The sequence below is a fragment of the Streptomyces sp. ST2-7A genome (genome assembly GCF_021390475.1).
Classification (GTDB): domain Bacteria; phylum Actinomycetota; class Actinomycetes; order Streptomycetales; family Streptomycetaceae; genus Streptomyces.
Window position 1 is genome coordinate 186,836 of the sequence record NZ_JAJUWS010000004.1, and the last position, 26,196, is coordinate 213,031.

General features: G+C 73.9%; 19 protein-coding genes and 1 pseudogene. 10 read left to right on the plus strand and 10 right to left on the minus strand.

Annotated elements, in window-relative coordinates:
* Positions 1-19 precede the first annotated feature (19 nt).
* Positions 20-1,364, minus strand: a pseudogene (locus LZF96_RS04285) (PLP-dependent aminotransferase family protein).
* Positions 1,365-1,638: 274 nt separating this feature from the next.
* On the opposite strand from LZF96_RS04285, the gene LZF96_RS04290 reads away from it, so the two are divergent.
* From LZF96_RS04290 to LZF96_RS04300, 3 genes are all read left to right on the plus strand, one after another.
* A complete protein-coding gene (locus LZF96_RS04290) occupies positions 1,639-2,238 on the plus strand; it encodes a LysE family translocator (RefSeq protein WP_233865785.1) in 600 nt (199 codons plus the stop codon).
* A gap of 231 nt (positions 2,239-2,469) precedes the next feature.
* Entirely contained in the window at positions 2,470-3,660 is a 1,191-nt protein-coding gene (locus LZF96_RS04295; RefSeq protein ID WP_233865732.1) for an exonuclease SbcCD subunit D, read from the plus strand.
* A complete protein-coding gene (locus tag LZF96_RS04300) occupies positions 3,657-6,707 on the plus strand; it encodes an AAA family ATPase (protein ID WP_233865734.1) in 3,051 nt (1,016 codons plus the stop codon). Before LZF96_RS04295 ends, LZF96_RS04300 begins: the two co-directional genes overlap by 4 nt.
* A 247-nt stretch (positions 6,708-6,954) precedes the next feature.
* Here the strand turns inward: LZF96_RS04300 and LZF96_RS04305 are convergent, their stop codons facing one another.
* A complete protein-coding gene (locus LZF96_RS04305) occupies positions 6,955-8,643 on the minus strand; it encodes a DUF885 domain-containing protein (protein ID WP_233865736.1) in 1,689 nt (562 codons plus the stop codon).
* Positions 8,644-8,734: 91 nt separating this feature from the next.
* Complete coding sequence (locus tag LZF96_RS04310; protein WP_233865737.1) at positions 8,735-9,280, minus strand: Lrp/AsnC family transcriptional regulator; 546 nt, start codon at positions 9,278-9,280, stop codon at positions 8,735-8,737.
* Between the two features lie 59 nt (positions 9,281-9,339).
* Between LZF96_RS04310 and LZF96_RS04315 the strand changes: the two genes are divergently transcribed.
* Positions 9,340-10,545 (plus strand): PLP-dependent aspartate aminotransferase family protein, encoded by a 1,206-nt coding sequence (locus LZF96_RS04315; RefSeq protein WP_233865739.1) that lies wholly within the window; start codon positions 9,340-9,342, stop codon positions 10,543-10,545.
* Here LZF96_RS04315 and LZF96_RS04320 read toward each other — a convergent pair.
* From LZF96_RS04320 to LZF96_RS04335, 4 genes are all read right to left on the minus strand, one after another.
* Positions 10,529-11,065, minus strand: coding sequence for an N-acetyltransferase family protein (locus LZF96_RS04320; protein ID WP_374203088.1), 537 nt, complete (start codon positions 11,063-11,065; stop codon positions 10,529-10,531). The genes LZF96_RS04315 and LZF96_RS04320 overlap by 17 nt on opposite strands.
* 473 nt (positions 11,066-11,538) lie before the next feature.
* Positions 11,539-12,276: an SDR family oxidoreductase gene (locus LZF96_RS04325; protein WP_233865787.1), complete on the minus strand. Its 738-nt coding sequence runs from the start codon at positions 12,274-12,276 to the stop codon at positions 11,539-11,541.
* A gap of 148 nt (positions 12,277-12,424) precedes the next feature.
* A complete protein-coding gene (gene purB / locus LZF96_RS04330) occupies positions 12,425-13,843 on the minus strand; it encodes an adenylosuccinate lyase (protein WP_233865741.1) in 1,419 nt (472 codons plus the stop codon).
* Positions 13,844-13,894: 51 nt separating this feature from the next.
* Complete coding sequence (locus LZF96_RS04335) at positions 13,895-14,692, minus strand: SGNH/GDSL hydrolase family protein (RefSeq protein WP_374203089.1); 798 nt, start codon at positions 14,690-14,692, stop codon at positions 13,895-13,897.
* Positions 14,693-14,789: 97 nt separating this feature from the next.
* Between LZF96_RS04335 and LZF96_RS04340 the strand changes: the two genes are divergently transcribed.
* The 5 genes from LZF96_RS04340 to LZF96_RS04360 all read left to right on the plus strand — a co-directional run bounded on the left by LZF96_RS04340 (position 14,790) and on the right by LZF96_RS04360 (position 20,575).
* Complete coding sequence (locus LZF96_RS04340; RefSeq protein ID WP_233865745.1) at positions 14,790-15,353, plus strand: hypothetical protein; 564 nt, start codon at positions 14,790-14,792, stop codon at positions 15,351-15,353.
* Positions 15,354-15,643: 290 nt separating this feature from the next.
* Entirely contained in the window at positions 15,644-16,978 is a 1,335-nt protein-coding gene (locus LZF96_RS04345) for a polyprenyl synthetase family protein (protein ID WP_233865747.1), read from the plus strand.
* Positions 16,975-18,522: a phytoene desaturase family protein gene (gene crtI, locus LZF96_RS04350; RefSeq protein WP_233865749.1), complete on the plus strand. Its 1,548-nt coding sequence runs from the start codon at positions 16,975-16,977 to the stop codon at positions 18,520-18,522. The genes LZF96_RS04345 and crtI overlap by 4 nt, the downstream gene beginning before the upstream one ends.
* Complete coding sequence (locus LZF96_RS04355) at positions 18,519-19,535, plus strand: phytoene/squalene synthase family protein (protein WP_233865750.1); 1,017 nt, start codon at positions 18,519-18,521, stop codon at positions 19,533-19,535. The genes crtI and LZF96_RS04355 overlap by 4 nt, the downstream gene beginning before the upstream one ends.
* Before the next feature lie 26 nt (positions 19,536-19,561).
* On the plus strand, positions 19,562-20,575 hold the full coding sequence (locus LZF96_RS04360) for a DUF5914 domain-containing protein (RefSeq protein WP_233865751.1): 1,014 nt from the start codon (positions 19,562-19,564) through the stop codon (positions 20,573-20,575).
* Between the two features lie 73 nt (positions 20,576-20,648).
* Here LZF96_RS04360 and LZF96_RS04365 read toward each other — a convergent pair whose 3' ends face one another.
* Both LZF96_RS04365 and wrbA read right to left on the minus strand, forming a co-directional pair.
* On the minus strand, positions 20,649-21,050 hold the full coding sequence (locus LZF96_RS04365) for a hypothetical protein (protein WP_233865752.1): 402 nt from the start codon (positions 21,048-21,050) through the stop codon (positions 20,649-20,651).
* 199 nt (positions 21,051-21,249) lie between these two features.
* A complete protein-coding gene (gene wrbA, locus LZF96_RS04370) occupies positions 21,250-21,852 on the minus strand; it encodes an NAD(P)H:quinone oxidoreductase (RefSeq protein WP_233865754.1) in 603 nt (200 codons plus the stop codon).
* A 257-nt stretch (positions 21,853-22,109) separates the two neighbouring features.
* On the opposite strand from wrbA, the gene LZF96_RS04375 reads away from it, so the two are divergent.
* Positions 22,110-22,793 carry a ribonuclease H gene (locus LZF96_RS04375; protein WP_233865755.1) on the plus strand — a complete coding sequence of 228 codons (684 nt, stop codon included), beginning with the start codon at positions 22,110-22,112 and terminating at the stop codon, positions 22,791-22,793.
* A gap of 630 nt (positions 22,794-23,423) precedes the next feature.
* Here LZF96_RS04375 and LZF96_RS04380 read toward each other — a convergent pair.
* Positions 23,424-23,798: an STAS domain-containing protein gene (locus LZF96_RS04380; protein ID WP_233865756.1), complete on the minus strand. Its 375-nt coding sequence runs from the start codon at positions 23,796-23,798 to the stop codon at positions 23,424-23,426.
* Positions 23,799-26,196 lie beyond the last annotated feature (2,398 nt).

Genomic DNA, 26,196 nt, shown 5'->3' on the forward strand with positions numbered 1-26,196 from the left:
GGAGGAGCCGGCCCCCTCCTCACCCCCCGAAAACCTCCGCCGGATCCCGCCGGGCCAGGTCCGCCAACACGTCCAGGGCCCGCCCCAACACCACGGGGGAGGGGGACCCCAGGGCCAATCGCACCGCGTCCGGAGCGCGGGATCCGTCGGCCACGAACGCCACCCCCGGCGTGATCGCCACCCCGTGCCGCGCCGCCGCGGCCACGAAGGTCTCCGCCCGCCACGGCCGGGGCAACTCCCACCAGCACCAGTACGCGGCCGGGTCCCCCCGCAGCGCGAACCCCGCCAGGCGTTCGCCGGCCAGGGCCCGCCGGGCCGCGGCGTCCCGCCGTTTCGCCCCGGTCACCACCCGCACCCCCTCGTCGGTCATCCACCGGGCCGCCGCCTCCAGCGCGAAGCGCCCGGGGCCCCAACCCCCGGCGCGCACCGCGGCCCGCAGGGGCCCGGACAGATCTCCGGGCACGGTCGCGAACCCCACGTTCAATCCCGGCGCCAGCCGTTTGGACAGGCTGTCCACCACCACCGTCCGATCCGGCAGGAGCGCGGCCAGAGGTGGCACGTCCTCGCGGAGGAACCCCCACACCGCGTCCTCGATCACCGCGGCACCGGTGACCCGGATCGCCTCCGCCAATCCGGCCCGACGGTCGGCCGGCATCACCGTCCCCAGCGGGTTGTGCAACACCGGCTGCAGGTGCACCGCACGCAACGGCGCCGACCGGTGCGCCCTCGTCAGGGCCTCCGGAAGCATCCCCATCGAGTCACCCGCCACCGGCACCACCCGCACCCCCAACCGCCGGGCCGCCGGCCCCACCAGCGGGTAGGTCACCTCCTCCACCGCCAACCGCCCACCGGGCGGCACCAGAGCGGTGATGGCGGCGGCCGTCGCCTGTCGGGCGCCGCCCGTGAAGAGCATTCGCCCCGGATCGGGCTCCCAACCCGGCCGACGGGCCAGCCCGGCCGCGGCGACCCGGGCGGCCGGTGTGCCCCGGGGCCCGACCGGCCGCATCGCCGTACCCAGGACCTCCGCCCTCAACAGGGGCCCCAGCCCTGCCGCGAGCACCGCCGACTGACCCGGCGCCACCGGATGGTTCAGCTCCAGATCCACCAACCCCATCCACCGGCTCCCCCGACGCCCCACCGCTCCCGGCCGTCGGGGCCGCCGCCCGCACGAAGGTCCCCCGCCCCACCTCGCCGACCGTCAACCCGCGCCGGGCCAACTCCCGGTACGCGCGCGCCGCCGTCGAGACGGCGATCCCCTGCCGTCGCGCCAACACCCGCTGCGGGGGCAGGCGGTCACCCGGTCGCAACCGTCCGTCCCCGATACGACGCGCCACCTCGTCCGCGACCCGCCGGTACTCCTCCACCGCGCCCTCCGCTTCCCGCCTCCGACTTTGCACCGAGATCAATGTCGAATATTGCACCGAACCCGTCACGGCTCCTAACGTCCCCGGTGTCGGGGAACGGGATCCGCGGCACCCCGCCCCGGGCGGGGGGAGGCCCCACCCGGAGTGGGGGAGAGGAGCGGGCGCCGTGTCCGTCACCGGCAGCACCGCGATACCGGATCTCCTGTCGATCGCCGCGCCGTTCGCGATACCGCGGCCGGGAGCCGTGGTCGGGGTCGTGGGAGTCGCCCTGGTCATGGTGCTGACCCCCGGGCCGAACATGATCCACCTCGTCTCCCGGAGCATCGCGCAGGGACGCCGGGCCGCGGTGATCTCCCTCGCCGGGGTCGCCGCGGGCTTCGCGCTGTACCTGGTGGCGGCCAACGCCGGCCTGGCGGCCCTCCTCCTCGCCGTTCCGTGGCTGTACACCGCCATCCGCCTGGCCGGGGTCTGCTACCTGATGTGGTTGGCGTGGACCGCGCTGCGTCCGGACGGGGCTCCCCTCCTCGCCGACCGCGGCCTTCCGCCGCACTCCTCCCGACGCCTGTTCACCACCGGCCTGCTGACCAATCTGCTCAACCCGAAGGCCGCCCTGATGTACCTCGCGCTGCTGCCGCAGTTCGTGGACCCGGCCGCCGGGTCCGTCCTGTTCCAGGGCTACCTGTTGGGCGGTGTCCAGATCCTGGTCAGCGTCGCGGTGAACCTCGTCCTCGTCCTCGCCGCCGGCACCCTCGCCGGTCTCCTGGCCCGGCGACCGACCGCCCTGCGCATCCAACGTCTCCTGATGGGGACCGCCCTCGCCGGGGTGGCGGTCGTGCTGGCCCTGGACACCTCCCGCCCCGCCCCGGCCGGGTGACCCGGACCGGGAACGGACCGCCCGGGCCGGGCCGTCCGAACGGGGAGGCGTGGAGAACCCCCGGCCCCGTGACGCCCCGACTGGTACCGTGCCCTCCGGGTCCCGACACCCCGGGTGGGAACCCGGGGAACACCGAACGGGGCCGCCCGGAACCCGCGGGGACCGGGGAACCGGGGGAACACGCTTCGGAGGGGAGAGGCGGGCGGGGCCCCGATCCCGTCCGGGCACATCGTGAGGATCCTGCACACCTCGGACTGGCACCTGGGTCGCGGCCTGCACCGCACGAGCCTGCTGGAGGCCCAGCGCGCCGTCATGGGCCACCTCGTCGACACGGTCCGCGAGCGCCGGCCCGATGCCCTGCTGGTCTCCGGCGACGTGTACGACCGCGCGGTGCCGCCCCTGAGCGCCGTTCGTCTCTTCGACGAGACCCTGCACCGTCTCGCCGACCTCGACACCCCCGTCGTCCTCATCCCCGGAAACCACGACTCGCCGGCCCGCCTCGGCGTCGGCTCCGGCCTGCTCGCCCGGGCCGGGATCCACCTGCGCACCGATCCCGACCGCCTGGCCGAACCGGTCCTCCTGCACGACGCACACGGCCCGGTCGCCTGTTACGGCATCCCCTACCTGGAACCCACCCTGGTCCGCGATCGGTTCGGGCTCACGCGCGGTGGCCACGAGGAGGTGCTCGGCGCGGCCGTGAAACGGATCCGCGCCGACCTCGCCGGGCGCCCCACCGGCACCCGCTCGGTCGTCCTCGTCCACGCCTTCGTCGCCGGCGGCCAACCCTCCGACAGCGAGCGCGACATCACCGTCGGGGGCGTCGCCGCCGTCCCCGCCTCCCTGTTCGACGGCATCGACTACACCGCCCTGGGCCACCTCCACGGCGCCCGGGCCCTCACCGACCGGGTCCGCTACAGCGGCTCCCCCCTGGCCTATTCCTTCTCCGAGGCCGACCACCGCAAGATCATGTGGTGGGTGGAACTCGGCCCCACCGGCGACATCACCGCGGAGGCCGTCGAACACCCCGTGCCACACCGTCTGCTGCGGGTGCGCGGAACCCTGGACGAACTGCTCGCAGCCCCCGTCCCGGAGGGCGCCGCCGAGGCCCTCGTCGAGGTCACCCTCACGGACTCCTCCCGCCCCGACGACCCCATGTCCCGCCTGACCGGACGGTTCCCCCACCTGCTCAGCCTCCGGCACGAACCCGAAACCCCACCGGAGAGCGCCCCCGTCCGCTACGCCGAGCGGCTGCGCGGTCGTGACGACCGGCGCGTCGCGGAGGACTTCGTCGCCCACGTCCGGCACGGTCGGGGACCCGATGCCGCCGAACGAGCCCTCCTGCTCGAGGCACTGGAGATCGGACGCGCCGTCGACACCGACCGCGACAGTTCCCGGCAGAGCGGGACGGCCACCGGACGATGAGACTCCATCACCTCACCCTCACCGCCTTCGGTCCGTTCGCCGGCACCGAACACGTCGACTTCGAACGGCTGGCCGCCGACGGACTGTTCCTCCTCCACGGCCCCACCGGCGCCGGTAAGACCTCCGTCCTGGACGCCGTCTGCTACGCCCTCTACGGGTCGGTGCCCGGGGCCCGACAGCACGCCCTGCCCGCCCTGCGCAGCGACCACGCCGACCCCGCGGTGCCCACCGAGGTCGTGCTGGACCTCACCGTCGGCGACCGACGACTGGAGATCACCCGCCGCCCCGAACAGGAACGCCCCAAACGCCGGGGCACCGGCACCACCCGTGACAAGGCCCTGTCGCTGTTGCGCGAACGCGACCCCCGGACCGGCCGATGGGAGGCCCTCAGCCGCTCCCACCAGGAGATCGGACTCGAGGTCGGCCGACTGACCGGCATGAGCCGCGAACAGTTCTGCCAGGTCGTCATGTTGCCCCAGGGCGACTTCGCGCGTTTCCTGCGTGCCGGCGCCGAGGAACGCGCCCACCTGCTGGGCCGCCTCTTCGACACCGGGCGCTTCGCGGCGGCCGAACGCCGGCTCGCCGATCGCCGCGCAGAGGCACGCGAACGCCTGCGTGCCGGCGACGAGCGACTGGTGTCACTGGCCCACCGCGTCGACCAGGCCGCGGGCCCGTGCCCCGACCTCGCCGCCGACACCTCCCCACTGCCCACCGCCGACGACCCGCACTGTGCCGACGCGGTCCTCGCCCGGGCAGCCGTCGCCCGCACCGGCGCCCGCGAACGCCGTGAACTCGCCGATCTGCGACTGGCCGCCGCCGAAGCGGCGGCGACCGGGGCCGCAGACCGCCACGCCCGGGCCGTCCGGCTCGCCGAAACCCGCGTCCGCCGGGCCGCCGCCCTGCGCGAGGACCGCGAACTGACCGCGGCCCGGCCCGGCGTCGAGGACGACCGCGAACGACTGGAACGGGCCGCGGCCGCCGCGACGGTCCTGCCCGCCCTGCAGGTGTGCGCCGACGCGAGGACCGGTCACGAGGCGGCCCTCGAGGCGGAGGAGGCGGCCCGTCGGCGGCTCCCCACCGAGCTGCGCGAGGCCGGCGAGGAACACCTCACCTCCCGTGAGCACGCGCTGCGGGAGGAGATCGGCCGCCTGGCCGCCGCCCGCGAGGCGGCGGAGGAGGCCGCCGCCCTCGACCGCGACCTCGCGACCCTCGACGGGGAGGAGGCCGCCGCCCTCCGTGACTCCGGGGAGCTCGGCACCGCGCTGGACCGCCTGCGCCGCGACCGGGGGGAACCCGCCGCCGAGGCCACCGAACTCGCCCCCCTCGCCGCCCGCCTGCCCGAGATCACCGCACTCCTCCCGGCCGCCCGCACGCGCCGGGACGCGGCCGACCGCCGCGACCGCCTCGACGCCCTGCTGCTCGAGGCGGAAACCGCCCGTCTGGCCGCCGACCGCGAAGCCGGGGAGGCCCGGACCCGATGGCTGGACATTCGCGAACGCCGCCTCGACGGCCTCGCCGCCGAACTCGCCGGCGCCCTGCGCACCGGCACCCCCTGCGCCGTCTGCGGATCCCCCGACCATCCCCGACCGGCCCGCCCCCTCCCCGACGCACCCGACGCGATGGCCGAGAAGCAGGCCCAACGAGCGCACGAGACGGCCCTGGGGACCCGGGAGGAGGCCGCCCGTCGCCTCGCCGAACTGCGAACCGATCGCGCAGCCGCCGACCGCGCCGCGGACGGAGAACCCACGGTGGAGGCCGGCGCCCGGCTCGACCGGCTGGAGGAGGACCTGGCGGCGGCCCGGCGGGCGGCGGAGCGCCTGCGCCGGCTGGAGGTTCGACTGGAGGAGGTCGACCGGACGGAGGCCGACCTCGTCGAACGGCTCCGGGACCTGGACCGTCGTCGGGCCGCCCGGTCCTCCCGCCGGGCCGCGCTCGCCGAACGTCTGGAGCGCCTGCGCGCCGCGGAGGAGCCCGCGGCCCGTGCCGACGACGACCGCTCCCGGCCCCCCGGGGACCTCGATGCCCGTGCCGCGTCGCTGACCACCCGGGCGGAAGCCCTCGCCGGGGCCGCCCTGGCGGCCCGGGCGACCCGCGACACCGCCGACCGCCTCAAGAGCACCGACGACCGACTCACCGAGGCGGTCTGGCGAGCCGGTTTCCCCCGCGCGGACGCGGCCGAGGCCGCCGCGCTCGCCCCCGACGTCCGCGCCGACCTGCGTCGGCGGATCGAGGAGTACGACCGGCGTCGCGCCGCCGTCGACGCGCTCCTGTCCGACCCCGCTCTCCGTCCCCCCACCGAGCAGCCGATCGACACCCCCGCCGACGCCCCCGACCCCGGAGCCACCGGGGCGGAGCTGCGCGCGAGCGAGCTGCGGCTGCGTGCCGCCGCGGCGGTGGCGGACACCGCGCGCCGCCGGGTCGCCGACCTCGAGGCCCTCTCCCGCGCGGTGGCGACCGGTGTCCGGGAACTGGGACCCCGCCGCGAGGAGAGCCGGCGGCTGACCCTGCTGGCCGGACTCACCGCCGGCACGGCGGGGGAGAACGCGTACCGGATGCGGTTGGAGACCTACGTGCTCGCCGCCCGTCTGGAACGGGTCGCCGGTGTGGCCGGCGCCCGCCTGGACCGGATGACCGCCGGACGGTACCTGTTGGAGCACACCGACACCCGCAGCGGCCGGGGACGCAGCGGCCTGGGTCTGCACGTGGTGGACGGCTGGACCGGGCGACACCGCGACACCGCGACCCTCTCGGGCGGCGAGTCCTTCCTGGTCTCCCTCTCGCTCGCCCTCGGTCTGGCCGACGTGGTCGCCGAGGAGGCGGGTGGAGTACGCCTGGACACCCTCTTCGTCGACGAGGGTTTCGGCACCCTCGACGAGCAGTCCCTGGACGACGTGCTCGACGTACTGGACTCGCTGCGCGAACGCAACCGCAGCGTCGGCATCGTCAGCCACGTCGCCGAACTGCGCTCCCGGGTCCCGGTCCAACTGGAGATCACCAAGGGGCGGCGCGGATCCGGCCTGCGGCTGCGCGGCCCCGACCCCCTGTGACCCGACTCCCCGCGCCCCGCGGCCTGTCCCGATCCCCGCGCCCCGCGGCCTGTCCCGATCCCCGTGACACGCGGCCTGTCCCGATCCCCGTGACACGCGACGGGGCGACCCGGACCTGTCGACGGCGGGGAAACGCGAGCCGGGCCCCGGGAAACGACCGCGGTCCCCGGCCCACCCGCGGAGCGGACGGACCGGGGACCGTCGGGCACGGCGTCGGCGGGTCACGCCGGACGCGCGGCCCCACGCCTCACAGCGCGGACAACTCCTCCACCAGGTCGTCGAGGCCCAGCGAGCCCAGCGACAGCGCCGCCATGTGCCAGGCCTTCGCGTCGAAGGCCTCCCCGTGCGCCGCCCGGGCCGCCTCCCGGCCCCGCAGCCAGGCCCGCTCGCCCAGCTTGTAGCCGATGGCCTGACCCGGCATCCCCAGGTACCGCACCAGCTCGCTGTCGACGAACTCCGCCGAGCGGCTGCTGTGGGTCCCGAAGAACTCCCGTGCCAGTTCCGGCGTCCACCGCTCGCCCGGGTGGAAGCCGGAGTCCGCCGGGATCTCCAGCTCCAGGTGCATGCCGATGTCGATGATCACCCGTACCGCACGCATCATCTGACAGTCCAGGTACCCCAGCCGACGCTGCGGGTCGGTCAGGAAACCGAGCTCGTCCATCAGCCGCTCGGCGTACAGCGCCCACCCCTCGGCGTTGGCGCTCACCATTCCCAGTGTCGTCTGGTAGCGGGAGAGCCGGTCGGCCACGTACACCCACTGCGCCAGCTGCAGGTGGTGGCCGGGCACCCCCTCGTGGTACCAGGTGGAGACCAGGTCGTAGATCGGGAACCGGGTCCCGCCCATCGTCGGCAGCCAGGTGCGGCCCGGTCGGGAGAAGTCCAGCGAGGGACCGGTGTAGTACGGCGCGGCGGCACTGCCGGGCGGCGCGATCATCGACTCCACCCGCCGGACCTCCGGCGCCAGATCGAAGTGGGTGCCGTCCAGCGCCCCGATCGCCTCGTCCATCAGCTTCTGCAGCCAGGCGCGCACCTCATCGACGCCCTCGACCGCGTCGCCGTGCGTGTCCAGGTGCCGCAGCGCCTCCCAGGGGCCGGCACCCGGCAGGATGCGCTCGGCCTCCCGCCGCATCTCCCCCAACAGCCGGTGGTACTCGGCCCAGCCGTACGCGTACGCCTCGTCCAGGTCGGGGTCGGTGCCGTTCCACTGTCGTACCCACCGGGCGTAGCGATCCCGACCCACCGCGTCGGGGACCCCGGCCGCGCGCGGCGCGTAGGTGTCCCGCAGCCAGTCGCGCAGGGCGGCCACCGCCGCGCCGGCCGCTGCCGCGCCCTCGTCCAGGTCGGCGCGCAGGGAGTCCGGTCCCTTGGCGACGAGGTCGGCGAACCAACCCCCGTCCGAGCCCTCGCCCACCCACTCGCCGAACTGTTCCACCACGGTCAGCACCTGCCGCTCCGCGGCGACCAGCTCCCGCTCCAGACCGGTCGCCAGCGTCCTCCGGTATCCCTCCAGGGCCGCCGGCACCGCCGCCAGCCGGCGGGCCACCGCCGTCCAGTCCTCCTCGGACTCCAGCGGCATCAGGGTGAACGCCTGTCGGACCTCGTGCACGGGGGAGAAGAGGTTGCTGATCTCCCGCAACCGTTCACCGGCGTCGTGGATCGCCAGATCGGCGGTCAGCCGCTCGCGCAGCAGCCGCGCGCAGCGCCGCTCGGTGTCCTCCTCGGCTCCGGGAAGCGTCTCGGCCGTGTCCAGCCGGCGCAACGTCTCGCGGTTGAGTTCGGCCACCGCCTCCAGGCCGGTGGGGGAGAGGTCGGGCAGCCGGTCGGCCGTCCCCGGGATGCCGAGGTAGGTGCCGATCAGGGGATTCAGGTCGACCAACGCGTCGAGGTGGACGTCGGCCAGTCGGCGGGGCAGCAGGTCATGCGTGGTATCGGACATGGCCCCATCCTGGTACGTCGGGAGCCGATTCGTCATCACCGAACGACACGAGAACCCTGTCGTGATCCTTTCGGAAGCCGTTCGTCCCGTCTCACCGGGGCTCCGGCGACGCCCACCCCGTCCCTCCGGCGCTCGCGGACGTTCCCTCGTACGACTCCCCGACGTCGTCCGGCGGCAGCAGGGGGCCGCAGGACCACTGGCGGAACACCAGTCTGGTCTCCACCCGCGTCACCTCCCGCCACGCGGTGAAACCCTCCACCACCAGGCGCTGCAACTCGGCCGGGCCCGCCACCGCCACGTGCACCAGGTAGTCGTCGGGGCCGGAGAGGTGGAACAGCGCCCGCGCCTCCGGGTACCGCCGGACCCGTTCCACGAAGGGACCGATCACCTCCCGGCGGTGGGGGCGCACCTGGACCGAGAGCAACGCCTCCAGGGGACGCCCGAGTCGCGACGGGTCCAGCCGCAGCGTGTGCCCCAGGATCACCCCGCCGCGCCGCAGACGCCGCACCCGATCCACACAGGTGGAGGGGGCGACCCCGACCGCGGCGGCGAGATCGCGATAGGTCATCCGCGCATCGTTCTGCAGCAGCCGCAGGATCCCCAGGTCAACCGCATCGAGCGCGACCGAATCAGCCATCCGCCGAACGTAGCACGGGCCCCCACCCGCGGAGCTCGTTCCGTTCGCATCATCCCTCCATGACGACCGCACCCGCCGCCCGGGTCCCAGCCGACCCGCCCCCCGCCGCTCCCGTCCGTCGCCCGCGCGCCCTGGACACCGAAGCCGTCCACGCCGGTCGCGAGGACCTCGCCGCGATGGGCCTGCACGCGCCGCCCATCGACCTGTCCACCACCCACCCCTCCGCCGACAGCCGAGCCGAGGCCGCCCGCATCGACGCCTTCGCCGCCACCGGCTCCCGCCCCGAGGGCCCACCGGTGTACGGCCGGGTGGACAACGCCACCACGGCCCGCTTCGAGGACGCCCTCGCCCGCTTGGAGGGGACCGCCGGCGCGGTGGCCTTCGCCAGCGGCATGGCGGCCCTCACCGCCCTGCTGCTGGCCCGCGCCGCCGGCGGCGCGGGCCACGTCGTCGCGGTCCGCCCCCTGTACGGCTGCAGCGATCACCTCCTGGACGGTGTCCTGCCCGGCACCTCCGTCACCCGGGTCACCTCCGACGGCATCGCGGCCGCCATCCGCCCGGACACCGGCCTGGTCCTGGTGGAGACACCCGCCAACCCCACGCTCGTCGAGCTCGACATCGAGACCGTGGCCCGCGCCTGCGGATCGGTCCCCCTGGTGGTGGACAACACCTTCGCCACCCCGGTGCTCCAGCGCCCCGCCACCCTGGGGGCGCGGACGGTGCTGCACAGCGCCACCAAGTACCTCGGGGGGCACGGGGACGTCATGGGCGGGATCGTGGCCTGCGACGAGGAACTCGCGTGCGACCTGCGCCGGGTCCGCTTCGCCACCGGCGCGGTGCTGCACCCACTGGCGGGCTACCTGCTGTTGCGCGGGCTGGCCACGCTGCCGGTGCGGGTGCGTGCGCAGTCCGCGACCGCCGCGGAGCTCGCCCGTCGCCTGGCCGACCACCCGGCTGTCGGCCGGGTCCGCCGCCCGGCGGTCGGCGGCGCGATGCTCGCCGTCGAGGTCGTCGGCGACCCGCACCGGGTCATCGCCGGGGTGGAGTTGATCACCCCGGCGGTCAGCCTGGGCGGCGTGGACACCCTCATCCAACATCCGGCGTCCATCAGCCACCGGGTGATCGGCGAGGAGGGACGCCGCGACGGCGGCATCGGGGACCGTCTTCTGCGGATCTCCGTCGGTCTGGAGGACGTGGAGGACCTGTGGGAGGACCTCGACCGGGCGCTGAACGCCTGTCGGGAGTCGGTCACCGACTCCCGGTGACCGGTCCGCTCAGCACGGGGGGTGCGACCGGCGGCACCAGGGTGGCCGCGATCACCACGGTGCCGCCGTCGCGGGCGAACTCCAACGGCAGTCCGGTGCCCCGCATCGTGGCGGCCATGCCGGTGTCCGAGACCCGCGTCACCGCGTACACGTCCGGTCGACCCAGGCTCCGGGCCCCGGTCAGCAGGGCCTCCAGTACCGCCGAGCCCACCCCGCGTCGCTGCCAGGCGTCCTCCACCACCAGGGCCACCTCGGTGTCCTCGCCGTCCCACAGCAGGTGTCCGAGGGCCACCACGGCCCCGTCGGGGGTGCGGGCCGCCACCGAGTGGCCGTGTCGGGGACCGAGCAGGTGGGCGAGGTAGCGGCCGGCCTCGCCGATCGGACCGTGATACCGCCCGGCCAGCGTCTCGGGGGAGCAGCGTTCGTGCATGGCGCGTGCGGCCGGCAGGTCGTCCGGCCCGGCGGGACCGATCGACACCCCCGTCGGCGGGGCGATCCGTGGGGGCGGGCCCGCGGACATCGGGGGGGCGTCCACCGGTTCCGGGGCATCGCGCGGCGCCGTCCGGTGTCCCGTGTCCTTCCGGACTCCCGTCGTTCCCGGCATCGGCGTCGGCCCCCTCCCGCCGGGCGGCGCCCCGGGGTGCCGTGCGTCGTTCCCCTCCGTCGCGCCGGTGCGGCGGGGGCCGCCCCCGGCTCGTCCCCCGCCGAACGGGGGCAGCCGCCGTGGACGGCACCCCTGTGCCGGGCCGCGGTCGGGGCGCCGACCGCGGAGCCATCCGCGCGGTGGGCCGTCGAAGCGGCGGGGGAACGACGAGTCAGCCATGGCATCACTCTCGTGGACCGGTGTTGCGTGATCACGAACGCCCTGTGACCGGTAGGTTAAGGAGGTAGTCGGACAAATGCCCGTTTTTCTCGAGGATATTCGTGCCGGTGGCACATGCTCCCGACACCGGGCCGGCCCGGACACGCCCCCGGAAACGACGTCCGTCGACCTCACAGACCCCCAGCGACCCGCAACACCGCCCCCGTCGTGTAGGAGGCATCCGAGGACAGCAACCACGCCACCGCCCCCGCCACCTCCTCGACCTCGCCGGGCCGCCCCATCGGCACCCGCTCGCGATTCCGCCACGGCCGCTGCGGATCCCCCATCGCGGCGTGGATGTCGGTGAGGATCATTCCCGGTTGCACCGAGTTGACCCGCACCCCCTCGGCCGCCAGTTCCTTGGCCAGACCCACCGTCATCGCGTCCACGGCCGCCTTCGCCGCCGCGTAGTGCACGTACTCGCCCGGTGCCCCCAGCGTCGCCGCGCACGAGGAGATGTTCACGATCGCGCCGCCCGCCCCGCCGTACCGCCGGGACATCACCCGCGCCGCCCGCCGCGCACACCACAGGGCACCCAGCACGTCGACCTCCACCACCCGGCGCACCGTCTCCGTCGGGGCCTCGGTGAACCGACCCAACGGCCCGGTGATCCCGGCGTTGTTGACCAGGCCCGTGACGGCGCCGAACTCCTCCTCGGCCGTGGCGAAGAGGGCCTCGACCTCCGACTCGAGAGCCACGTCCACCCGAACGGTCGCGGCCCGCCGACCCCGCGCCCGCACCCGCTCCGCGACCCCCTCGGCCGCCTCCCCGTCCCGTTCCCAGCCGATCACCACGTCGTGCCCCGCGGACGCCAACCGAACGGCCACGGCCGCCCCGATCCCACGCCCGCCCCCGGTGACCACCGTCACCGGGACCCGGCCCCCCGCGCCGGGTCCCGCGTCGTCGCCGACCCGGGCCCCTCCGCCGTCCCTCACGGGCCCTCCCACTCCGTTCCCACCCGGTCACGTCGTGGCCGGGCCGCCGGGGCAACCACGTCCCGGCGACGACCGGCACGACTCAGATGATGCCGCCGGGCGTGTACCGCCCGGCCTCACCCCCGGCCTCCTTGCCGATCTCCCGGCTCAATGACCCGACCTGCGCCACCGCGTTGCCCACCCGGGGGGTGCGGACCAACGGCTCCAACGTCTCCCGGTCCAACGGGATCCGCGGGTCCTCGGCGATGCGGTCCACCAGATCGTTCTCCGGAGCCCCCTCGCGCAGCGCCAGGGCGGTGGCCACCGCGTGCTCCTTGATCAATTCGTGGGCGGTCTCCCGGCCCAGCCCGGCCCGGGTCGCGGCGGTCAGGATGCCGGTCGTCGCCAGGAAGGGCAGGTAGCGCTCCCGCTCCCGCTCGATCACCGCCGGATGGGGCCCGAACTCGTCCAGCACCGTGAGGGTCGTCTCGAACAAGCCGTCCAGTGCCAGGAAGGCGTCGGGCAGCGCCACCCGCCGCACCACCGAGCAGGAGACGTCACCCTCGTTCCACTGGGTACCGGCCAACTCGCCCACCATCACGGCGTGGCCCCGCAGCACCACGGACAGCGCGTTGATCCGCTCGCAGGAACGGGTGTTCATCTTGTGCGGCATGGCGGAGGACCCCACCTGGCCGGGCCGGAACCCCTCGGTCACCAGGTCCTGACCCGCCATCAGCCGGATCGTCGTCGCCAGCGAGGAGGGCGCCGCCGCCAACTGCACCAGGGCGGTGACCACCTCCCAGTCCAGCGACCGCGGGTACACCTGCCCCACCGACGTCATCACCCGCTCGAAGCCCAGGTGGGCCGCGATCCGACCCTCCAGCTCCTCCAGGCGGGCGGTGTCGCCGTCCAACAGATCGAGCATGTCACCGGCCGTGCCCACCGGCCCCTTGATGCCGCGCAACGGGTAGCGGGACAGCAGCTCCTCCACCCGTCGGTGCGCCAGCAGCAGTTCCTCGGCCGCGGACGCGAACCGCTTGCCCAGCGTGGTCGCCTGGGCGGGCACATTGTGCGAACGTCCCACCACCACCAGCTCGGCGTGCTCGGTCGCCAACCTCGCCATGCGCGCCAACACCGCCAGGGTGCGGTCCCGCACCAGCTCCAGCGCGCTGCGCACCTGGAGCTGTTCCACGTTCTCCGTCAGGTCCCGGGAGGTCATCGCCCGGTGCACGTGCTCGTGCCCGGCCAGAGCGTTGAACTCCTCGATACGCGCCTTCACGTCGTGTCGGGTCACCCGCTCCCGCTCGGCGATCGAGTCCGTGTCCACCCGCTCCAGCACCCGCTCGTAGTCCTCGACCACGCCCTCGGGCACCGCGACCCCCAGATCCCGCTGGGCGCCGAGCACGGCCAGCCACAGGCGCCGCTCCAGGACGATCTTGTGCTCGGGGGACCACACACGGGCCATCTCCGGCGAGGCGTAGCGGGCGGCCAGGACGTTGGGGATCTGCGGCTTCTGTGTCACACCCGGATTCTACGAGGTCTCCCGCCCCGGAACATCCCCGCCCGCCGCGCCTCACCGCCGGTCCGCGATGTGCCCCGGGTCCACGTCCACGGGCAACAGTTCCGGCCGCTTGGGCAGCCTCCCGTCCCCCGAGGAGCGGCCGCTCAGGCGCCTGCCGATCCACGGCAGCAGGTGCTGCCGGGCGAACCGCAGATCCGCCCGGCGACGCGCCGCCCACGCCGGGATCGCCGCCTCCGGCAGCGGCGTGTGCCAGTCCTCCCGCGCCGGATGCCCCAACGCCTGCCACACCGCCTCGGCCACCCGACGGTGTCCCTCCGCCGTCAGGTGCAGCCGATCCTCCGCCCACAGCCGCGGGTCCTCCAACACCGGCGCGCCGTACAGGTCCACCACCAGCGCGTCGTGCCGCACCGCGAGATCCTCGATGTGCGCGAACAACGCCTCCATGCGTCCCCGGTAGCGCTCCATCACCGGACCGCGCCGACCGGGGCTGCGCATCAGGAGCAAACGCCCGCAGGCCGGGGCCAATCGCTCCACGGCCTCCTCCAGACGGTCGTGCACCCGGGCCTGGTCGCAGCGCGGCCGCAACACATCGTTCAACCCGCCCACCAACGAGACGAGATCGGGACGCATGGCCGTCGCGCGCTCCACCTGCTCGTCCACGATCTGACCGATCAGCTTCCCGCGCACGGCCAGATTGGCGTACCGGAATCCCGTGCTCTCCGCGGCCAGCCGGTCGGCCAGCAGATCGGCCCATCCCCGGTAGCCGCCCCCCGGCAGCGCGTCCGACATGCCCTCGGTGAAGGAATCCCCGACGGCCACATAGCTCTCGACAACAGACATGCGTTCCATGGTGTCGACGATGCTACCCGGGGCCTTCCGGGTGGTTCCCCGGCCCCCGTGTGGCGCGCCCCGTCACCCGACGGCGACGCCGTCGTTGGTCCCGGACGTGATCCGCAAGCTCCCGGCGGCCGCCGCCTGCCTGCTCCTGTTGCCCGGCTGCATCACCGTGGACCCCGCCCGCCCCGCCGCCCCGGCCTCCTCCCCGCAGGCACCGATCCCGCACGGCGAACCCGACCCCGGACCGACACCCGGGGCGGGTCGGGGGAAGGATCGGGAGGAGGGCGACGACGAGGGCGGCCAAGGAGAAGCCGCCGCCTCCCCGGCCCCCTCCCGACCCGCCCCGGGCACCGTCGATGCCCCACCCGCGCCCGGGGACCGGGAGCCCGGTCCCGGCCCCGCGCTCCCCGCCGCCGGAGGCCCGGGTGCTCCCGCCCCGCCGCCCGGAACCACGCGACCCACCCCGCGAACCCCGACGCAACGCTCCCCCGGACCCCCTCCCGTCCGCCTCCCGCCACCGCCCGCCGCGGGGGAGCGGACCACCCCCGCCGTGCCCGTTCCCGCGCCGGGCCCCGCCTCCCCGGCAGCTCTCTGCGAACAGGCGGGGCTCCTCGGCGATCCGGTCCTGCAGGCCCGTTGTCGGGAGATCATGCCCACCGGCCCCGTCGGCTGACCCGGAACCCGGCGCCCCTCGCACACCCCGCTCGTACGGCTCCCGGTACACGGCCTCCCCACCCGGGGCCGACGGGACGCGACACGCTGCCGTCGAACAGCCGGTATCCCGCGAATCGTCCCCATACGTGATGGACTCGAAGCCCGAAAACCCGGACCGGCCCCGAGCCGAAAGCCCCCCGCACACAACCCTCGTGATCCTGCATCCGAACACCGCCGCCGAACGGAATGCCGGGACACCCGGGCAACACCCACGCGCCCGAGCCACACCGACGCGAGAGAGGAACCGTGATGCGCTCTGCCAGGGCCCGGGTCCGCCCCCCGACCGGAACGCAGGCGGACCTCCACCCCGACCCCCCGGCCCTCCGCACGACACCCCCACCCCCCGAGACCTCCGCGGTGGACGCCGACGTCCGCGGAGCCGTCGGACGCGTTCTCGGAGCGATCCTGCGCGAACGCGCCGAGGAGACCCGCGGTATCGACGAGGTCTTCGCCCGCGACGTGGCCGACCGGGTCACGACCTTCACCACCGACGGCGGCAAGCGCATCCGCTCCCAGCTCCTGTGGTGGGGTTGGAGAGCCGGCACCGGCGCCCCGGTGACCCCCACCACCGACCCCGCCCCGCCGATCGGCACCCCCCGGGTCACGGTCGACACCGTGCTCCGACTGGCCGCCGCCCTGGAACTCATCCAGTCCTGCGCCCTCATCCACGACGACGTCATGGACGGCTCCCTGCTGCGCCGGGGCCGCCCGGCCGTCCACGCCGACTTCGCCGCCCACCACCCGGACACCCGGGCCCGCGGCCGCGGCGCGCCCTTCGGGACCTCCGCCGCCGTACTCGCCGGAAACCTCGCCCTCAGCTGGGCCGACGACCTCGTCGCCGAACTCGCCTGCCCCCCGGCCGTCACCGACACCGTCCGCCGACTGTGGCGGGCCATGCGCACCGAGATGGTCGCCGGACAGTACCTCGACCTCCACGCCCAGCACACCGGTGGCGGCTCCACCTCCGGAGCCCTGCGCATCGCCCACCTCAAGAGCGCCCTCTACACCGTCGAGCGCCCCCTCGCGCTGGGCGCCGCCCTCGCCGGAACCGACCCCGCCACCACCGACGCCCTCCGCTCCGCGGGCCGCTGCGCCGGCATGGCCTTCCAACTGCGCGACGACCTGCTGGGCGTCTTCGGCGACCCCGCCACCACCGGCAAGCCCTCCGGCGACGACATCCGCGAGGGCAAGCTCACCTACCTGCTGGCCATCGCCCGCCTCCGTGCCGAGGCGGCCGGGGACCGGGCGGCCTCCGCCCTGCTCCGCGACGCGCCCGGGGACCCCGGCCTCTCCGTCTCCGCCATGGACCGCGTCCGCGCCGCCCTGGAATCCACCGGCGCCCGCGCCGTCGTCGAGAACGCCATCGAGCGATTGGCCGCCGACAGCGCCCGTCACCTGGTCGACATCCCCCTCGACCCCGCCGTCCGCCACCGACTGGAAGCCATACTCCGCTCCACCACCGGCGCGGGGAACACCGACACCCCCACCCCACCCGACCCCGCCCCCCGCCCGATCGACCCCGACCGCGACTCCCACGGCGTTCCCGCCACATCGACCGCGGCCCTGGAAGGACACCCCCGATGAAAACCCTCAAGGGGCCCACCGACCACGTGGTCGTGGTCGGCGCGGGCCTCGCCGGCCTCGCCGCGACACTCCACCTCCTGGGAGCCGGCCGCCGCGTCACCCTCGTCGAACGAGCCCTCCACCCCGGTGGCCGCGCCGGCCTCCACGAGCACCGCGGCTACCGCGTCGACACCGGCCCCACCGTCCTGACCATGCCCGACATCGTCGACGAGGCCCTCGCCGCCGTCGGCAGCTCGGTCCGCGAACGCCTGGACCTCATCCCGCTCCACCCCGCCTACCGGGCCCGCTTCGCCGACGGCACCTCCCTCGACGTCCACACCGACGCCGCCGCCATGGAGGCCGAGATCGAACGCTTCGCCGGCCCGGACGCCGTGCGCGGATACCGCGACCTCCGCGTCTGGTTGCGCAGGCTCTACGCCACCCAGATGAACTGCTTCATCGACGCCAACTTCGACTCCCCCCTGCAACTCCTCCACCCCGATCTCGCCCGCCTGGCCGCCCTGGGCGGCTTCGGCCGGATGGACGCCCGCATCGGTCGGTACATCACCGACGAGCGCCTGCGCCGCGTCTTCTCCTTCCAGGCCCTCTACGCCGGCGTCCCCCCGCAGCGCGCGCTCGCCGCCTACGCCGTCATCGCCTACATGGACACCATCGCCGGCGTGTACTTCCCCCGCGGCGGCATGCACGCCCTGCCCCGCGCCCTCGCCGACGCCGCCGGCGACGCCGGGGCCGACCCGCGCTACGGGCACACCGTCACCTCACTCGAACGCTCCGGTTCCCGCGTCACCGCCGTGATCACCGACCACGGGCGCATCCCCTGCGACGCCGTGGTCCTCACCCCCGACCTTCCGGTGACCTACCGACTCCTGGGACGCACCCCGCGTCGACCGCTGCGCCTGCGCCACTCGCCCTCCGCGGTCATCCTCCACGCCGGCACCGACCGCACCTGGCCCGACCTGGCGCACCACACCATCTCCTTCGGCCACGCCTGGAAGCGCACCTTTCACGAACTCACCCGCACCGGGGAGTTGATGAGCGACCCGTCCCTGCTCATCACCCGACCCACCTCCACCGACCCCTCCCTCGCACCCGCCGGACGCCACCTGCACTACATCCTCGCGCCCTGCCCCAACACCGATATCGGCCCCGACACCGCCCGATGGGCCGACCTGGGACCCCGTTACCGCGACACCCTCCTGAACGAGCTGGAGAAACGTGGCCTGGACGGCCTCACCTCCGCCATCGAGGAGGAAACCCTGATCACCCCCGCCGACTGGACCGCCGAGGGCCACGCGGCCGGCACCCCCTTCTCCGCCGCGCACACCTTCCCCCAGACCGGGCCCTTCCGCCCCCGCAACCTGGTCTCCGGCATCGACAACGCCGTCCTCGCGGGCTGCGGCACCACACCGGGCGTGGGCGTCCCCACCGTCCTGATCTCCGGCAGGCTCGCCGCCGCCCGCATCATTGGATCCGACCACCGACGACCCCGCCCGACCGGCGCACCCCGCCCCACCGACACCTCCACCCCGGAGGCCACCGCGTGACCACCCGGGAACTCGACGCCGCGGGCATCACCGACCCCGCCCTGCGCGAGGCGTACACCCACTGCCGGCGACTCAACGCCCGCCACGGCAAGACCTACTTCCTCGCCACCCGTCTCCTCCCCGTCGAACGCCGCCCCGCCGTCCACGCCCTCTACGGCTTCGCCCGCTGGGCCGACGACATCGTCGACGACCTCGGGAGCGACGCCCCACCGGAACGCCGCCGCGCCCTGCTGGCCGAGCTCGACCACCGACTGACCGAGGGCCTGCGCAACGGGACGAGCCCCGAGCCCGTCGTCCGTGCCCTGGCCCACACCGCCGCGGTCCACGACATCGACCACCGTCACTTCACCGACTTCATGGCCTCCATGACCAGCGACCTGGAGGTCACCGACTACCCCACCTACGAACATCTGCGCGCCTATATGCACGGCTCCGCCGCCGTCATCGGACTGCAGATGCTCCCGATCCTCGGCACCGTCGTACCCCGCGGGGAAGCCGCCCCCCACGCCGCCGCGCTCGGAGAGGCGTTCCAACTCACCAACTTCATCCGGGACGTGGGGGAGGATCTCGACCGGGGCCGCGTCTACCTGCCCGCCGACCTCCTCGCGGCCCACGGCGCCGATCGCTCCCTGCTGCTGTGGAGCCGGACCACCGGCCGTCGGGACCGCCGCATCACCGCGGCCCTGAGATCCGCGACCGACCTCACCCGCTCCGTCTACCGCACCGCCGTTCCCGGCATCCCCATGCTCGACCCCGTCGCCCGTCCCTGCATCCGCACCGCCCTCATCCTCTACGGCGGCATCCTGCGCGCCGTCGAGGAGGACGGTTACGCCGCCGTCCACCGCCGCGCGGTGGTACCCCGGCGCCGCCGCGCGGCCGTGGCCCTCGACGGCCTGGTACGACTGACCGCCGCCCGGTTGACGGCTCCCCGGGCGGGGCGACCGAACGACCCGCCCGCCCCCGGCCACCCCCCGACCGGCACCCGCCGTCCCGCACCCCGCCAACGCGCCTGAAACCCGACGCGAGGAAAGGAGATCCCATGTCCGTCCCGGGCCCCGCCCCCCGCGGTCGCCTCCCGCTCGGCCTGCGCCGCGACCCCGTGGCCTGGGAACGCCAGAAACCCACCTGGCGGCAGGCCAAACCCTCGACCATCGAGGCCGCCCTCAAACGGGCCCTGACCCGCCCCTCCGGCAACTGGTTCGTCGTCGCAGCCTCCCGCGACATCACCGCCGACCGCCCCCTGGGGCGCACCGTCTCCGGGACCGAACTGGTCCTGTGGCGCACCGCCGACGGCCGGATCGTCGCGGGCCCCGGCGCCTGCCCCCACCTCGGCGCGCCGCTGAAGGACAGCCCGGTGCGCTGCGGCACCCTGATCTGCCACTGGCACGGCCTGGCCCTCGACGGCGGGGCCCACGCCGGCTGGGAACCCGTACCCGTCCACGACGACGGCGTCCTGGTATGGGTTCGGCTGGACACCGTCGGCGGGGAGGAGTCCCTCGACGCCCCGGTGGTCCCCACCCGCCCCGACCCGGCCGCGGCCCTCGACGCCGTCTACACCGGCTTCGGTACCTGCGAACCGCAGGACGTGATCGCCAACCGACTCGACCCCTGGCACGGCGCCTGGTTCCACCCCTACTCCTTCGTCGACCTCACGGTCAACCGCGCCCCCGAGGAGGACGAGGAGGACGAGGAGGGATTCGTCGTCGACGTCTCCTTCAAACTCGCCGGTCGCGTCGTCGTCCCCGTCCGGGCCGTGTTCACCGCCCCCGAACCCCGCACCGTCGCCATGCACATCACCGAGGGCGAGGGCGAGGGCTCCGTCGTCGAAACCCATGCCACTCCCGTCGGTCTCGACCCCCGTGGTCGCCCGCGCACCGCCGTCGTCGAAGCCGTCGTCTGCGCCTCCGAACGTCCCGGGTTCGCCGCCGCCCGCGCCGCAGCCCCCCTGATGAGGCCCCTCGTGCGCGCGGCCGCCGGCCGCCTGTGGCGCGACGACCTCGCCTACGCCGAACGCCGCTGGGCTCTCCGCGCCTCCGGCCGCTTCCCCGGCTGACCCCGAACCCTCTCCGCCACCGCGCGGTCGCCGTCCCCGGAACAGTCCCGGGGACGGCGACCGCGCGATGTTCTCAGCTCGTCCCGTCGCGTCCCGAGAGCCTCAACCGCACTTCCACCTCGTGCTCACCCGGTACCGTTCCACGGTCCTCCGCGGCGAAAGCCGTCTCCAGCGCTTTCCGCACCCGCCGCACCGGCGGAACGGTGCCGTACAGCACCGCCTCCACCGACTCGCCGAGCCCCACCGGATCCCCCGCCACGGGGGGCGCCGCCGGGTCGCCGCTCCCGGCGTCCACCACCAGCGACCACACCATCCTGTCCCCACCCGTCGTCCCGGCGGAGCCTCCCTCGTGATCCTCCTCTTCCGTCGCTCCCGGGAAGGCCGCCCGCAGGACACGGAAGACGGCGTCGGCGGTCTCCCGACCGCAGTCGGTGACCTGCACGCTCACGCGTTCGTCGGTATCGGCTGTGCTCATCGTCCACCACTCCTCGGTGCTCCGATTTCCGTCCTCGACGGTACGCCCCACCGGCGCACCCGGCGCGGGGATCCCTCCCCCGCCTCCCTGCCCCGGCGCCCCGGAGGACCATCCCGCGCGGCATCCCCCGCGCAGGACTCACCCGTGGGGGAAACGGAGGGGAGCCCGCGCCGGAACACCGGAGGACGGGACCATCCCCTCAGCTCTGGAGCCGGGTCGCGATATCGGCCAGATGCCGACCCTGGTAGCGGGCGGCCGCCAGCGTCGCCGCGTCCGGCGTCTCGCCGCCCCCGCTGGGCCAACTGGTGCCGTAGGGGTTGCCACCCGCCTCGAACAGCAGCGGGTCGGTGTAGCCGGGCGGGACGATCAAGCACCCCCAGTGGTAGAACACGTTGTTCATCGCCAGAATGGTCGATTCCAGCCCACCGTGCCGGTTCAGGGCGGAGGTGAAGCTGGTCACCGGCTTGTTGTGGAAAGCCCCGGCCTGCCACAGCCCGCCCGTCTGGTCGATGAACTGCTTCAGTTGGGCGGTGACGTTTCCGAACCGGGTGGGGCTGCCGAACGCGTACGCAGTCGCCCATTCCAGGTCGTCCAGCGTCGCCTCCGTGACCTCGTCCTTCGTCGCGTCCACGTGGGCACGCCACGCGGGGTTCGCGTCGACGGCGGTGTCCGGGGCGAGCTCGGGCGCCCGGCGCAGCCTCACCTCCGCGCCCTGCCCCTCGGCCCCCTCGGCCACCGCCTTGGCCAACTGGTAGACGTTCCCGGTGGCGCTGTAGTAGACCACTGCGACCCGCACACTCATGGGTGATCTCCGAATCCTCGGTGTTCCGGTGCTGCCTCGACTTTCCCGCGTGAGAGGTGGGCACACCCTCCCGCCACGACTTCGGCCCCGGGTCTTCCTCCGGACGCAGTAACCACTTCGCCCCCCGCCCCGCCGCCGGGACAATCGGCGCTGCCTCCCGGCCCCGGGTGGCTCCGCCGGGACATCGCCGGGATGACGACCGTCCCGGCCTCCCCGGCACGGCGGGGACCGTCCCCTCGACCTGACATCATCAAGGCATGGTTGAACGAGTCATCGGGGCCTGCGACGGAGCGGCCAAGGGCAACCCCGGGCCCGCGGGGTGGGCCTTCGTCCTCGCGGACCCCTCCGGTACCCCGCGGCGCTGGCAGGCCGGCCCGCTCGGGCACAGCACCAACAACATCGGCGAACTCACCGCCCTGGAACGACTGCTGGCCGCCACGGACCCCGGAACGCCCCTGGAGGTCCGTCTCGACAGCACCTACACCCGGGACGCGGTGACGAAGTGGCTGCCGGGGTGGAAGCGCAGGGGCTGGAAGACCGCGGCCGGTAAACCGGTGGCGAACCGGGAACTCATCGAGCGCATCGACGAACTCCTCGACGGACGTGACATCACCTTCGTCCACGTCCCCGCGCACCGAGTGGACGGTGATCCGCTGAACGCCATCGCGGACAAAGCCGCGAGCGACGCGGCCCGCACCCAGCGGGCCGGCGGGGGAACGGCGGCCGACCTCCCCGTGCCCGACCCCGTGCCCACCACCGCAGCGGCGCCCCGGACCCGCACCCCGGATTCCACCACCCGAAGCTCCCCGGGAGGCGCGCGCACTCTGGCCGCCAGGTTCCCCGGAACCTGCCCCTGCTCCCGCCCCTACGCCAAGGGGGACACCATCACCCGGGTCGGGAAAACCTGGGGTCATCCGGAGTGCGCCGACACCCACTCCTGATCCCCCGGACACCTGTCGCTCCCCGGTACCCGTCGACTTCGGTGGGCGACGGGTACCGGAGCACGTCTTCCGGCCGAGGCGTGGTCGGAGAGGGGGAGACCGGTGACGAGATCCACCTCATCCGTGAGACCCTCGCCCCGGTGCCCCGAGGGCCCCGAGGGCCCCGCACCGGACGGTGGACCACCGCCCCTCCCCGCCGACCGCGCCCGCCGGGTGGTGGGGCACCCGGATATCCGGTGTCGTGGGCGGAGCCCGGGTCCCCGGGACCGGTGGCCGGCCGCACCAATCGGGATTCATCGGTGGGCTCGGGAACGACGGCGAAGCCGCAGCTCTCCCTTTGGTGAAGATGAACCTCTCGTCCCCACTCTCGAGGAGGCGTCCATCGCGGCGGACGGCGCACCGGAGAGGTCGACACAGGACGGCTTCGCCAGAGGGTCGGGGAGTCGCGAGCCCCTGTCCTCCGGCGCCCCTCCGCCGAGGGGTGTCGAAGAAGATCACCGGAGCCGAGGGACGGGGGAAGCCACCGCGCCAACCGGAACGGCCCGCACCCGAAGCGATGCGACCGGCATATCGAAAGCAACACCACCGCGGTGGCCCCGGAATCCGTCGGGAAGGCGGGACCTTCGGGGCTCAGTCGGACGACGGACCCGGGAGCACCTTCGCCAGAGCGGTGGGGACATCGAGATGAGCGGGAAGGATGTGCTCCAGACCGGTGGTGGCCAGAACCTGCCGCAACCACCCCGGAACTGCCGCGAGGGTCAGCGACCCACCATCCCTTTGTAGACGCTTGTACAACTCGATCATCACACTCAGGCCACCGGATTCCAGGAACTCCACCCCGGACAGGTCCAGCACCAGATGGCGTACGCCGTCGTCGGGAAGAGCGTTCAGGCTCTCGCGCAGGGTCGGGAGATTCCAGGTGTCGATCTCCCCGGCGAGGGCGACCACCGCGACCCCCGCCTCCCGGTGCTCGATCGCCATCCGGATGCCGTCATCACCGACCATGCTTCTCGTTCCGTCCTCGTCGCGACCCGGGGTGCGCTCCGGCGCGAACACCGCTGGAGTCGAACACATCCTTTCACGGCAGGAGGCCGACCCCGTCGAGCGCATCACCTCACCGCACGCCCCATTCGCCCGTCAGGGAGGATTCTTCGCCTTGATTCGGACTCCTCACCGCCCTCCGACGCCGGCCGTCGTCGTGGACCGAGGGGCGGACACGGTGTCCGGAACCCGATGCCCGCGGTGTGTTTCGACCACCGTCGGTATGTGGTGGGATCACGGGCGGATGACCGGGGGTCGGTCGGACACCCATCCGGAGACTCCATCGCCGCGGCCCCTCGGAGCCACGCCGGAGATCGCGCCCCGGTCACCATCAATACGCCCTTGATTACGAGTGGGTTGTGGAGGCGGCGGGCCTCCCGGACCGGTGGCCGGCTCACGGCCCATGACGCGGGTTTGATCCCCCAGAGGATCCGATGCCCATCGTGTACCCGGCCGAGGTCGGCGATTCCGCGGAGGAGCTGGGGTCGGCCATCGGTGGAGAACGTGGGGACGGCGGTCGGAGCCAAGCGACTGGTGCCGCATCTGGGGTGATATGAGCGTTTTGCGATTCCCGTTGACCCGTACCGGGGCCCCGGGGCGGGGACGCCGAGGGCTTTCCGTCGCGTGGTCCGACGTTCTGCGCCGAGGGGCACCCCGCGGCCTGTCGGATGCCCCGGGTGAGTGGCGGGAAGACAACGCAGTCGACCGCCGGGGGCGGTGATTCGCCCTTCCGCGGTCGGTGGGAACCCCGCGCCGGACCAGCACCCATGGCAACTTTCGGTTATCTTCTGTGCGCTCCGCGTGTTTGTCGTGGTCGGGGGTGTGAGTCGGGAGGTTCGATGATCGGGTGGACGGGAAGTAGTGGGGTTCTGGCCTTGATCATCCTGCCGGTGTTGGTCTGGGTGGGGCAGGACGTGCTTCCGGTTGGGGACCCCTGTGACCCCTGTGACCCCGGTGTCGTTCCGGGAGTCATGCATCCGGTGGTCGGACCGGATGACGCGCCGGCGGCCGGGATGGGGCGTGACGTGTCGCCGAAAGAGGTCGGCTCTCCGGTACCGGCTCCATCGGCGTCCCCGATGTCGTTCGAGGCCGGTTTCCGGGGTTGCCCGGTGTCTGAGTCGATCATGATCACGAGGGGGGTCGTCCGCGCCGACCCACTCCGGCCGGGTGGTCCCGTCGGTCCCGCCCCGCTTGTGGGAGACGGCCGATGTCCGCTGTCGTCGGCGGTGTGGTTGCGGCTGTGGTTCCCGCCCGCGCCGGTTATCCGTTGCCCGGTGTGCACGGCATGGTGTTGCTCGCGGACGACACGGCCGCGATTCATGTGCGTTCTCGGCGGACGTTGTCCCCGGTGTGCGGCCGGGTCGCGGCCGCCGGGTGGCGGATCGACACGGTCGGTTCCGGCGAGGACGACCGCCTGCCGGGTCCGCACCCCGGGGTCCGTCCGGGGCGCGGCGGCCGGGAGCCGCGGATGGGGCCGGAGCCCCGTCCCGCCCCGATCGCCCGGTCCACCGCGGTGCGGTTCGGAACCGCGCTCCGTGTGTCGGCCGGTTCGGCCGACACCGGCCCTCCGCCGTTGCCCACGGACTCCCGGGCCCCGGTGAGCGAACGGCTGCCGACCGCCACCGACTTGCCGTTTGGCGCCGTTGTCGTCGGGAATGGAAACGGGCACGGTCTCGGGGTGGTGACCACCGCCCGGGGCCTGGTGCCGCATCATGCCAATCGGATCGTGATCGCGGGATTCCGATGGGTTTTCCGCAGAGGGGGTCGGCGGGTGCCGATTGTGGGAACGCCGGCGGATGTTCCGCTCCGGGTCTTGTGAGTTCGTCCTGCCGGTTGTTCGGCGACCGTGTGGGTCGGTCGCGTGGCCGCGGGCCGGTACCCCGCCTGTCGACGCCCCTCTTTCGGGTGATGTTCCACCGTCCTGTCGGCGAGGGCCCGCATCACGTCGGCACCTGAGCTTGACGTCTGACGTGGACGTGCTTGGCGTTCCTTGATCGGTGCGGCGGCTTCTCGCCGTGGATGGGGAGGTGACGCTGTCGCGGTTGCATGTGCGGATCGTGTGCCCTCGCTGCCGACGTTGCGCCGGGTGATCAAGCGGGATCCGAGGGCGGGCCGAGTGCTTGAAGTGGCGCGCCCGGCAGGGGCCGGGCTGGGTTGGAGCCGAGCCGGTATGACCGGGTGCCGGCGGATTTGGGGCTCGTGGACGGAAAGGGTGGTCGACTTGTCGTTGACGGTCCCCGTTATGTTTTTCGCGGTCCTGCAACGGGACCGCTGGCCTCCGGGCCCGGCATGACTGTGTCCCCCTGTCGAAGGCATGACCCGGGGGGTGGTGTCACCGGGCCCGGGGGTGTTCGTCGGAGAC

Coding starts and splice junctions, on each gene's coding strand:
- crtI (WP_233865749.1), top strand. CDS start 16,975: ATGAAAACCCTCAAGGGGCCCACCGACCACGTGGTCGTGGTCGGCGCG.
- LZF96_RS04290 (WP_233865785.1), top strand. CDS start 1,639: ATGGTGCTGACCCCCGGGCCGAACATGATCCACCTCGTCTCCCGGAGC.
- LZF96_RS04305 (WP_233865736.1), bottom strand. CDS start 8,643: ATGTCCGATACCACGCATGACCTGCTGCCCCGCCGACTGGCCGACGTC.
- LZF96_RS04365 (WP_233865752.1), bottom strand. CDS start 21,050: ATGAGCACAGCCGATACCGACGAACGCGTGAGCGTGCAGGTCACCGAC.
- wrbA (WP_233865754.1), bottom strand. CDS start 21,852: ATGAGTGTGCGGGTCGCAGTGGTCTACTACAGCGCCACCGGGAACGTC.
- LZF96_RS04360 (WP_233865751.1), top strand. CDS start 19,562: ATGTCCGTCCCGGGCCCCGCCCCCCGCGGTCGCCTCCCGCTCGGCCTG.
- LZF96_RS04345 (WP_233865747.1), top strand. CDS start 15,644: ATGCGCTCTGCCAGGGCCCGGGTCCGCCCCCCGACCGGAACGCAGGCG.
- LZF96_RS04335 (WP_374203089.1), bottom strand. CDS start 14,692: ATGGAACGCATGTCTGTTGTCGAGAGCTATGTGGCCGTCGGGGATTCC.
- LZF96_RS04375 (WP_233865755.1), top strand. CDS start 22,110: ATGGTTGAACGAGTCATCGGGGCCTGCGACGGAGCGGCCAAGGGCAAC.
- LZF96_RS04315 (WP_233865739.1), top strand. CDS start 9,340: ATGACGACCGCACCCGCCGCCCGGGTCCCAGCCGACCCGCCCCCCGCC.
- LZF96_RS04310 (WP_233865737.1), bottom strand. CDS start 9,280: ATGGCTGATTCGGTCGCGCTCGATGCGGTTGACCTGGGGATCCTGCGG.
- LZF96_RS04320 (WP_374203088.1), bottom strand. CDS start 11,065: ATGTCCGCGGGCCCGCCCCCACGGATCGCCCCGCCGACGGGGGTGTCG.
- LZF96_RS04380 (WP_233865756.1), bottom strand. CDS start 23,798: ATGGTCGGTGATGACGGCATCCGGATGGCGATCGAGCACCGGGAGGCG.
- LZF96_RS04300 (WP_233865734.1), top strand. CDS start 3,657: ATGAGACTCCATCACCTCACCCTCACCGCCTTCGGTCCGTTCGCCGGC.